Below are 10,448 nucleotides of genomic sequence, written 5' to 3' on the forward strand. Positions count from 1 at the left end.
CCCCTGACCGGGCAGCTTGTAGCGGATCTTGAGGAAGGCGAGCTCGCTCCCGCCACCGGGCGCCGGCGCCGCGCGTCCATAGCGCAGCGGGTCGGACGAGCCCGGCGCGCCGGCCGGCGTGATCTCATAGAGGGCGGTCACCGAGGCGCCGGCGCCCACTTCGCCTGCGTCGACCTGGTCGTTGTTGAAGTCCTCGCGGTTCAGCATCCGCGTCTCGTAGCCGATCAGCCGGTACTCGGAGACCTGCGCCGGGTTGAACTCGACCTGCACCTTCACGTCGTCGGCGATCGGGAACAGCGACTTGGTGAAGTCGGTGCGGAAGAGCTTGCGCGCCTCCTGCAGGCTGTCGACGTAGGCGGCCGTGCCGTTCCCGTTCTGCGCCAGGGCCTGCATCATCGTGTCGTTGTAGTTGCCGCGCCCGAAGCCGTAGACCGACAGGTAGACACCGTCCTTGCGCTTGTCGGTGACGAAGTCCTTGAGCTTGGCGGGGTCCGCCACGCCCACGTTGAAATCGCCGTCGGTGAGCAGGATCACGCGGTTGACCGCCTTGGGGTCGAAGTTCTCCTTTGCCAGCGCATAGGCCAGCGCCAGGCCCTGGCCGCCGGCCGTCGAGCCGCCCGAATGCAGGGCGCCCAGGGCGCAGCGCATCTTCAGCTTCTGGCGGCCGTCGGTGGGTCCGAGGACCGCGCCGGCCGAGCCCGCATAGGCCACCATCGCCACCCGGTCCTGCGGCCGCAGCTGGTCGATCAACAGGTTCAGCGACTGGCGCGCCAGCGGCAGGCGGTCCTCCGACGCCATCGAGCCGGACGTGTCGATCAGGAAGACCAGGTTCAGCGGCGGCGCCTCGGCGCGCGGCACATCGAAGCCCTGGATGCCCACGTGCAGGATCTGGCGCTGCTCGGACCACGGCGAGGGCGCCAGCGCCACGTACGAGCTGAACGGCGTCGCCCGGTCCTCGGGCCGCGCGTAGCCGTAGTCGAAGTAGTTCACCAGCTCCTCGACTCGCACCGCGTCGGACGGCGGCCGCTGGCCCTCCGTCAGGAAGCGGCGGACGTTGGAGTAGGCGGCGGTGTCCACGTCCACCGAGAAGGTCGAGACCGGCTCCTCGGCGACCCGCTTGATCGGGTTGGCCTGGGCGGTCGGATAGCGCTCGGTGTCCAGCGGCTGGGAGGGATAGCGCTGATAGGTCGGCGCCAGCGCGCTGGGCGCGGCGGCCCGCTTGCTGATGACGACGCTCTCGGCCACGGTGGCAGGCGCCACCGCGCCAAAACTGCCGGTGACCACCACCTCCTGAACCTCGGATTTCGACTTCGACGCGTCGGCGCGCCGTTGGACAGGCGGGACTGGCAGCGGCGGGATGCTCGGACCTTGCGCACGCGGCCCCTGGAGCCGCCGTTCGATCGACGGCACGGGCGGCGGCGGGGGCGGAGGCGGCGCGTAGCTCGGCGCGACCTTGCGGGCGTAGCCCACCGCGCCGCCACCAACGCCGCGGGCCTCGTCCCGGGGTGAGGTCGCGTAGCCCAGCGCGGCGCACGCGTCTGGGCTCGGCGCGCCGTCGAACGTCCGCTCGGGCTGGGCGCCGGCGGGCAGCCCGGCCTGGGCGGTCAACACGGTCAGGAACAGGACACGCAGGCGATGGGCCATCCGGAAACTCCCTTTTCTCGCTTCCTCTGATCGCAACTACGTTCCCCGCGGGAAAACGGGGTTAGTGCGAAGGTCGCGCCGGGATGGCGGCTTAAAAATGACGCGCGTAATTAGCGCACGAAACTGGCCCCGTTGATGTCGATCACCGCCCCGGTCATCGACGCCGGGGCCTCGAGTGCGAGGTAGGCTGCGGCGCTCGCCACCTCGGCCGGATCGGCGACGCGACCCAGCGGGATGTCGGCCAGCAGCTTTTCGCCGCCGCGGCTCGACAGGTAGTCCTCCGCCATGCCGGTCATGGTGAAGCCAGGGCAGACGGCGAAGGCCAGGATGCCCTCGGCCGCGAACCCGCGGGCGATGGACTTGGTCATGCCCACCATGCCCGCCTTCGACGCCGCATAGTGCCAGTGGGCCGGCGAGTCCCCGCGGTAGGCGGCGCGGCTGGCGATGTTGACGATCCGCCCCCCGGTCCCGCGCTCGCGCCAGTGCCGGATGGCGGCGCGGCAGAGGTCGGCCGAGGCCTGCAGGTTGATCTGCATCGTGCGCGTCCAGCCCGCCTGCCAGTCCTCCAGCGAGGCATCCACCGAGACGGGCTCGAACACGCCCGCGTTGTTGACCAACACGTCGATGCGGCCGTCCAGCCGGGCGAGGGCGGCTTGCCACAGCCGGTCGGCGGCCGCCAGGTCGGAGAGGTCCGCCCCGACCACCTCGGGCCCGTCCGTCCGTCCATGCCCCACCACGCGCGCCCGACCGCGCAAGCTGTCGACGATCGCGGCGCCGATGCCGCGGGTGGAGCCGGTGACCAGGATGTGGGGGAGCGCATTCGCCATGGCTTCGGTTAAGGTGCGCGCACCGGATGTTCAATCCCTGGAGGAGGGGCCATGACCGTCTATCTCGCGGCGCTGCTGCTGGGCGTGATCGCCGGTCTGCGCGCCCTGACTCCGGTGGCCGCCGTGTGCTGGGCCGCGTTCCTGGGCCTGCTCAAGCTCACGGGCACCCCGCTGGCCGTCCTGGGCTCCGTGATCGCCGTCGGGATCGCCACGGCCGCGGCCGTCTTCGAGTTCGTCTCCGACAAGCTGCCGAAGACGCCCAGCCGCAAGGTCCCGGTCCAGTTCGGCGCCCGCCTTCTCATGGGCGGCCTCGCGGGCGCGGCCATCGGCGCCTCGGCGGGAGTCCTGCCCATCGGGGCCGGCCTGGGGATCGTCGGCGCCGTCGCCGGCACGTACGGCGGAGCCGCCGGGCGGGGCGCACTGGCCCGCGCCTTCGGCCGCGACCTGCCCGCGGCGCTGCTGGAAGACCTCGTCGCCGTGGCCGGCGCGGCCGCCATCGTCTGTTTCCTGCTGTGACCCGCGCCTTCGACGCCATCGTCGTCGGGGCCGGACAGGCGGGGCCCGCCCTGGCCGGTCGGCTGACGGCTGCCGGCCAGTCCGTCGCGGTGATCGAGCGCAAGCACCTGGGCGGCACCTGCGTGAACACCGGCTGCATGCCCACAAAGGCCCTGGTCGCCAGCGCCAAGGCGGCCCAGGTCGCCCGTCGCGCCGCCGACTACGGAGTGGTGCTGACCGGCCCCGTCGGCATCGACATGCCGAAGGTCCGCGCCCGCGCCCACAAGGTGACGATGGACGCCCGCCGCGGCCTCGAGGCCTGGATCGGCGGCATGAAGGGCTGCGAGCTCATCCGCGGCCAGGCGCGGTTCACAGGCCCGCACGAGCTGGACGTCGATGGCGAACGCCTGACCGCCCCGCGCATCTTCCTGAACGTCGGCGGCCGCGCGGTCATTCCGGACATGCCCGGCGTCCACGACGTGCCGACGCTGAACAACACCTCGATCCTCGAGCTCGAGGCCGTGCCCCGCCATCTGGTGGTCGTGGGCGGGAGCTACATCGGCCTGGAGTTCGCCCAGATGTACCGCCGCTTCGGCGCCGAAGTGACGGTGCTGGAGAAGGGCCCGCGCCTGATCGGCCGCGAGGACCCCGAGGTCTCCGACGCCGTCCGCGAGATCCTGGAAGGCGAGGGGATCGCGGTGCGCACCAACGCCGCCTGCTTCCGCTTCGCCGCCCACGCCGACGGCGTCGAGGTAGGCGTCGACTGCACGGCGGGCGCGCCGTCCGTCGTGGGCTCCCACATCCTGCTCGCCGTGGGCCGGCGGCCCAACACCGACGACCTGGGCCTGGACGCGGCCGGCGTCGCGGCGGACGCCCGCGGCTTCATCCAGGTGGACGACCAGCTGCGCACCAACGTCGAGGGGATCTGGGCGCTGGGCGACTGCAACGGCCGGGGCGCCTTCACCCACACCTCGTGGAACGACTACGAGATCGTGGCCGCCAACCTGCTGGACAACGATCCGCGCCGGGTCAGCGACCGGATCGAGACCTACGCCCTCTTCGTCGACCCGCCGCTCGGCCGCTGCGGCCTGACGGAGACAGCCGCCCGCGCCGCCGGCCACCAGGTCAGGGTCGGCCGCCGCCCGATGACCCGCGTCGGCCGCGCCGTGGAGAAGGGCGAGACCCATGGCTTCATGAAGGTGGTCGTCGACGCCAAGACGGACCGCATCCTGGGCGCCGCTATCCTGGGCGTGGAGGGCGACGAGGCGATCCACGCGATCCTCGACGTCATGTCGGCGAAGCAGCCCTACACGACCCTGCAGCGCACGGTGCACATCCACCCGACGGTTTCGGAGCTGATCCCGACGGTGCTGGGCGAACTGGCTTAGGGAAGGTTGGAGGCCTGACCGGGAATCGAACCCGGGTTCACGGATTTGCAGTCCGGTGCGTCACCACTCCGCCATCAGGCCGCCTAGGGCCGAAGGGCCCTAAACTTTTGATTGGAGCATGACGGGCGCCAGAACCGGCATCCACTTCCGGCTGTCATGCTCCAGAGGTGAGGCGCGGTGCTAACAGAACGGCCCTTAGGCCGCAATTGCCTTCCCGACGCGTGCGCCTATAACCCGCGCCAAGACACCGTACGCCCTCAAGGATTCCCGATGGCCGACTTCGCCGCCGCCCGCCTCAACATGGTGGAAAGCCAGGTGCGCACCCAGGACGTCACCGACGTGCGCATCCACGACGCGATGCGCGCCATCCCGCGTGAGCGCTTCGTGCCGGAGACGAAATCGCACCTGGCCTACACCGACATCGAGGTGGAGTACGCGCCGGGCCGCTGGCTGCTGAAGCCGCGCGACGTGGGCAAGCTGCTGCAGGCGCTGCGCCCGATGCCGGGCGAATCGGCGCTGGCGATCAGCGCGCCGTATGCTGCGGCGGTGTTAGAGGAACTGGGGGTCAGCGTGACCCGGGTCGAGGCCGGCGAGCCGCTGCCCGGCGGCCAGTTCGACCTCGCTATCTGCGAAGGCGCCGTGGCCCGCGCGCCCGAGGCCTGGACCGCAGCCCTTGCGACGAACGGTCGGCTGGGCGTGGTCGAGCGGGATGGGCCCGTAGGCAAGGCCTGCCTTTATGTGCGCGCCGAAGACGGCGTTGGCCGGCGCGACCTGTTCGACGCCTTTCCGCCGGTCCTGGCCGGTTTCGAGGCGCACCACGGTTTCGCCTTTTAGTTCCGGCTGTCTGAAACACCGCCGAAACCGGGGTGTGAAAAAAGCTTAAGGTGACGCGGCTTGGTCCAAACGGCAGACGACGGCATATAAGGCTGCGTCTCTCGCGAGATCGGGGATAACAATGTCGATGAACTTCCGTGGCCGCCTGTTGGCCGCGACTGTGTGTGCCGGCGCCCTCAGCGCCGCCCTTCCGGCGTCCGCCGAGACCCTCGCCGACGCCCTGGCGTTGGCCTACCAGAACAACCCGACCCTCCAGGCCCAGCGCGCCACCCAGCGCGCCCTGGACGAGAACTACGTACAGGCCCGCACGGGCTGGCGGCCGACGCTGAGCATGGGCGGCTCGCTGACCTACAACGAGGTGCGCACGCCGAAGAATGCTGCCGGGCTCGATACGAACGCCGACGGCATTCCGGACAGTTTCGGAAACTTCGGGATTCGCGAGAGCAACCAGGCTCGCGTTGGCCTGACGTTCAATCAACCCATCTGGACGGGCGGCCGTACGGCGGCGGCGGTGAACGCGGCGAACGCCGATGTCCTCGCCGGCCGCGAGAACCTGCGCCGCGTCGAGTCGCAGGTGTTGGTGTCGGTGATCCAGGCTTACTCGGATACCCGTCGCGACCAGGAAGCGCTCCGCATCCGCCAGGAAAACGTCAACGTGCTGACCCGCCAGCTCCAGGAGTCGCAGGCGCGGTTCGACGTGGGCGAGGTCACGCGAACCGACGTCGCCCAGTCGCAGGCCCGCCTGTCGCAGGCCCAGGCCCTGCTGCAGCAGGCGGTCGCCCAACTCGCCATCACGCGCGCCACGTACGCCACGCTGGTTGGCCAGAACCCCGGCGAGCTCGAGCCCGAGCCCTCGCTGGCCTACTTGCTGCCCACCGATCCGGACGAGGCCTACAAGGTCGCCGAGGAGTTCAACCCGCAGCTCCGAGCCCAGCACTACACGGAGCAGGCCAGCCGCGCTCGCGTCGCGGGCGCGCGCGCTGAGCGGATGCCCACCGTGAGCGGCCAGGTCACGTACGGGTTCAGCGGGCCCGCGTTTCCGGATCGCCCCGCGGATGCGTTCCAGCGGGACCTGTACGCCCGCGGTGTCACCGCCACCCTGAACGCCAGCGTGCCGTTGTTCTCCGGCGGCCTCGTCTCGTCGCGGATCCGCCAGGCCGTGGAACGCAACAACTCCGACCGGATCACCGTCGAGGGCGTGCGTCGCAACGTATTGCAGGGCGTGACCCAGTTCTGGAGCCAGCTGATCGCCGCCCGCGCCAACATCTCCTCGGCCGAGGAGCAGGTGCGCGCCGCGCGCATCGCCGCCGAAGGCACGCGCCAGGAGCAGCAGGTGGGCCTGCGCACCACCATCGACGTGCTGAACGCCGAGCAGGAGCTGCGCCAGGCCGAACTCAACCAGGTCACCTCGCGCCGCGACGAATACGTCGCCGCCGCCAATGTGCTGGCCACCATGGGCCGGCTCGAGGGCCGCAACCTGACGCCCACCGTGCCGCAGTACGATTCGGCCAAGAACTTCCGCAAGCTGCGGATGACCTGGGGCTGGGTGCCCTGGGAAGAGCCGATCGGCATCGTCGACAGCCTGGCCACGCCCTGGCCGGCCAAGGCCCCGGACGACAAGCCCGTCGAGGCGCCGATCGCCCCGGGCCTGCAGCCCGCGCCGGCCGTCGCCCCGGCCCCGGCGACCCGTTGACGCTCCGGCAGTTGCGGAAATTGCACGAACGGCCCCGCGCGCTTAGGCTCTAAGGCGCAGATTCAAATTGCGGCGGCAGGGTGATGTCCGAACAGAGTTCTCAAGAACCGACGATGGAGGAGATCCTTGCCTCCATCCGCCGCATCATCTCCGAGGATGAGGCCCCCGCCGAAGGCGCGGCCGCGCCGCCCGAGCCGGAGCCTGAGCCCGAGGCGGCCGCCGTGGCAGAACCGCCGCCGCGCATCGACGACCAGATCGCGGCCATCCGCGCCGCGGCCGGCGTCGCGGGCGAGGAGGGGGACGACGACGGGGACCTCGAGCTGACCCAGAAGGTGGAGACGCACGGCGACCTCGATTTCGTCGAGGCCGAGCCGGCGCCGGCCGAGCCGGAGCCCGAGGCCGAGCTTTCGATCCCTGAGTCGGCCGTTGAGGCCCCGCTGCCTGCGCCCGCCGACGACGGCCTGGTCAGCGCCTCCGTGGCCGCCGCCGCGGCGGCGACCTTCGGCCGCCTGTCCTCGGGGATTCTGATGCCGGCCGAGGGCCGCACGCTCGAGGACGTGGTCCGCGAGATGCTGCGCCCGATGCTCCAGCAGTGGCTGGACGACAACCTGCCCGCCATCGTGCAGCAGGCCGTCGAGACCGAAGTCGAACGCATCTCCCGCGCCCGAGTACGGTAGTCGCCTCCCTCCCTTAATGGCTCGCCGGAGGCGAGCAGGGTGGGGAGGCGTCGATCCTCCCCGACCTCGGCACTCCGGCCACACTTCCCCACCCTGGCCGCTGACGCGGCCTGTCCCTCCCCATTAAGGGAGGGAGTGCTTTCGCTCAGGGCGGTGCGTGTGTATGCACCCCCGGCGCCGCAAGAAAACTCAGATGCTCGACAAGACCTTCGACCCCAAGACCGCCGAACCGCGCCTCTACCACGCTTGGGAGGCCTCGGGCGGCTTTGCGCCCACGGACGACCCCACGGCCGAGCCGTTCTCCATCGTCATCCCGCCGCCGAACGTGACCGGGTCGCTGCACATCGGCCACGCGCTGAACAACACGCTGCAGGACGTGCTGATCCGCTTCGAGCGGATGCGGGGGAAGGCGGCCCTGTGGCTGCCCGGCACCGACCACGCCGGCATCGCCACCCAGATGGTCGTCGAGCGTCAGTTGGCCGAGCAGGGCAACCAGTCGCGCCGCGACCTGGGCCGCGACGACTTCGTCGCCAAGGTCTGGGAGTGGAAGGCGCAGTCGGGCGGGACGATCGTCAACCAGCTGCGCCGCCTGGGCGCCAGCTGCGACTGGTCGCGCGAGCGCTTCACCCTGGACGAGGGTCTCTCGGCCGCGGTCCGCAAGGTGTTCGTGACGCTCTACAAGGAGAAGCTCATCTACCGCGACAAGCGGCTGGTGAACTGGGACCCGCACTTCCAGACGGCTATCTCGGACCTGGAGGTCGAACAGCGCGAGGTCGACGGCCACTACTGGCACTTCGCCTATCCGCTTGAGGACGGCTCGGGCGAGATCGTCGTGGCCACCACGCGTCCCGAGACGATGCTGGGCGACACCGCGGTGGCGGTCCATCCGAGCGACGAGCGCTACACAGCCGTTATCGGCAAGGCCGTCCGCCTGCCGATCGTGGGCCGCCCGATCCCGATCATCGCCGACGAGTATCCCGACCCCGAGAAGGGCTCGGGCGCGGTGAAGATCACCCCGGCGCACGACTTCAACGACTTCGCGGTCGGCAAGCGCCACAACCTGCCGATGATCAACGTCTTCGACGACTTCGCGCGGATGAACGACAACGTCCCGCCGGAGTACCGGGGCCTGGACCGTTTCGCCGCCCGCAAGAAGGTCATCGAGGCGTTCGAGGCCGCCGGCCTGCTGCGCGAGGTGGAGAAGACCCGCCACACCGTCCCGCACGGCGACCGCTCCGGCGTCGTCGTCGAGCCCTACCTCACCGACCAGTGGTACGTCGCCGCCGACGTGCTGGCCAAGCCGGCCATCAAGGCGGTGGAAGACGGCGACACCGTCTTCGTGCCGAAGCACTGGGAGAAGACCTACTTCGAGTGGATGCGGAACATCCAGCCGTGGTGCGTCAGCCGCCAGCTGTGGTGGGGCCACCGGATCCCGGCCTGGTACGGCCCGGACGGCAAGGCCTTCGTGGAGGAGACGGAAGCCGAGGCGAAACGCCAGGCCGAGGAGCACTACGGGCGGCCGACAGACCTGCGCCAGGACGAGGACGTCCTCGACACCTGGTTCTCGTCGGGCCTGTGGCCGTTCTCGACGATGGGCTGGCCGGAAAAGACGAGCGACCTGGCGCGGTTCTACCCGACCCACACCCTGATCACCGGCTTCGACATCATCTTCTTCTGGGTCGCCCGCATGATGATGCAGGGCATCCACTTCACGGGCGAGGTCCCGTTCAAGCGGGTGTTCATCAACGCGCTCGTCCGCGACGCCTCGGGCGCGAAGATGTCGAAGTCCAAGGGCAACGTCATGGACCCGCTGGAGCTCGTCGACGAGTTCGGCGCCGACGCCCTGCGATTCACGCTGACGGCCATGTCGGGCCAGGCGCGCGATATCAAGCTCTCGCGCCAGCGCATTGAAGGTTATCGCAATTTCGGCACCAAGCTGTGGAACGCCACGCGCTTCTGCCAGATGAACGGCTGCGCGCGCTCCGCGGGCTTCGACCCCGCGGCCGTTAAGGCGCCGCTGAACCGCTGGATCGTGGGCGAGACCCAGCGCACGGCCGCAACGGTCGGCGCGGCGCTGGCCGACTGCGGCTTCGATGAGGCGGCGGGCGTCCTCTACCGCTTCATCTGGAACCAGTTCTGCGACTGGTACGTCGAGCTCGCCAAGCCGCTGCTCACGGGCGTCGACGAAGCCGCCAAGGCCGAGACCCAGGCCACCGCCGCCTGGGCGCTGGACGTGATCCTGAAGCTGCTGCACCCGGTGATGCCGTTCATCACCGAGGAGCTCTGGCAGAACACCGCCGACCTGGGCGCCGCGCGCTCTGAAGCCCAGCTGATGACCGCGCGTTGGCCCGACCTGCCGGCCAGCCTCGTCGACCCCGCCGCCGACGCCGAGATCGGCCTGATCATCGAGACGATCACCGAGGGCCGCTCGGTCCGCCAGGGCCTGAACGTGCCGCTATCGGCCCAGCCGCCGCTGCTGGTGGTCGACGCCAGTCCCGGCCAGCGCGCGGTCCTCGGCGCCAGCGCCGCCCTGGTCGCCCGCCTGCTGCGCGTCTCCGACGTCCAGTTCGTCGACGCCGCGCCCGCGGGCTCGATCCCCTACGTCGTCGACGGCGCCACCCTGGCCCTGCCGGTCGCCGAGTTCATCGACATCGCCGCCGAACGCGCCCGCCTGACCAAGGAAGTCGCCACGCTCGCGTCCGATATCGACAAGACCGCAAAGAAGCTCGGCAACCCCGACTTCGTCGCCCGCGCGCCCGAGGAGGTGGTCGAGGAGAACCGCGAACGCCTGGCCGAAGCCGAGGCGGCGAAGGCGAAGCTTGAGGGCGCGCTGGCGCGGCTGCAGAGCGTCTAGGCCTCGGCGCTAGCGGGGGACTTCGCCCGCGACCGT

At 70.4% G+C, this 10,448-nt stretch carries 8 protein-coding genes and 1 tRNA gene; 6 read left to right on the forward strand and 3 right to left on the reverse strand.

Going from position 1 to position 10,448, the window contains the following annotated elements; translation table 11 throughout:
• Together VGD44_RS25705 and VGD44_RS25710 are read right to left on the reverse strand one after the other, a co-directional pair.
• Positions 1-1,644: VWA domain-containing protein (locus tag VGD44_RS25705; protein ID WP_331091511.1), on the reverse strand; the 1,644-nt coding region annotated here is incomplete at its 3' end.
• Positions 1,645-1,754: 110 nt separating this feature from the next.
• The gene (locus VGD44_RS25710; RefSeq protein ID WP_331091513.1) at positions 1,755-2,471 is read right to left on the reverse strand and encodes an SDR family oxidoreductase; all 717 of its coding nucleotides are present in this window, start codon (positions 2,469-2,471) and stop codon (positions 1,755-1,757) included.
• A 51-nt stretch (positions 2,472-2,522) separates the two neighbouring features.
• Between VGD44_RS25710 and VGD44_RS25715 the strand changes: the two genes are divergently transcribed.
• Positions 2,523-2,987 (forward strand): DUF4126 family protein, encoded by a 465-nt coding sequence (locus VGD44_RS25715; protein WP_331091515.1) that lies wholly within the window; start codon positions 2,523-2,525, stop codon positions 2,985-2,987.
• Entirely contained in the window at positions 2,984-4,354 is a 1,371-nt protein-coding gene (locus VGD44_RS25720; RefSeq protein ID WP_331091517.1) for an FAD-containing oxidoreductase, read from the forward strand. The genes VGD44_RS25715 and VGD44_RS25720 overlap by 4 nt, the downstream gene beginning before the upstream one ends.
• A gap of 7 nt (positions 4,355-4,361) precedes the next feature.
• On the opposite strand, the gene VGD44_RS25725 is transcribed toward VGD44_RS25720, so the two are convergent.
• Positions 4,362-4,435 (reverse strand) — tRNA-Cys (locus tag VGD44_RS25725).
• 189 nt (positions 4,436-4,624) lie between these two features.
• On the opposite strand from VGD44_RS25725, the gene VGD44_RS25730 reads away from it, so the two are divergent.
• The 4 genes from VGD44_RS25730 to VGD44_RS25745 all read left to right on the forward strand — a co-directional run bounded on the left by VGD44_RS25730 (position 4,625) and on the right by VGD44_RS25745 (position 10,412).
• A complete protein-coding gene (locus VGD44_RS25730) occupies positions 4,625-5,188 on the forward strand; it encodes a protein-L-isoaspartate O-methyltransferase (RefSeq protein ID WP_331091520.1) in 564 nt (187 codons plus the stop codon).
• 121 nt (positions 5,189-5,309) lie between these two features.
• Positions 5,310-6,881 (forward strand): TolC family outer membrane protein, encoded by a 1,572-nt coding sequence (locus VGD44_RS25735; protein WP_331091522.1) that lies wholly within the window; start codon positions 5,310-5,312, stop codon positions 6,879-6,881.
• Positions 6,882-6,994: 113 nt separating this feature from the next.
• Positions 6,995-7,558, forward strand: a complete 564-nt coding sequence (locus tag VGD44_RS25740) for a DUF2497 domain-containing protein (RefSeq protein ID WP_331091524.1) — start codon at positions 6,995-6,997, stop codon at positions 7,556-7,558.
• A 193-nt stretch (positions 7,559-7,751) separates the two neighbouring features.
• Complete coding sequence (locus tag VGD44_RS25745; protein ID WP_331091526.1) at positions 7,752-10,412, forward strand: valine--tRNA ligase; 2,661 nt, start codon at positions 7,752-7,754, stop codon at positions 10,410-10,412.
• Positions 10,413-10,448 lie beyond the last annotated feature (36 nt).

It is taken from the genome of Phenylobacterium sp. (assembly GCF_036402295.1).
GTDB lineage: Bacteria > Pseudomonadota > Alphaproteobacteria > Caulobacterales > Caulobacteraceae > Phenylobacterium.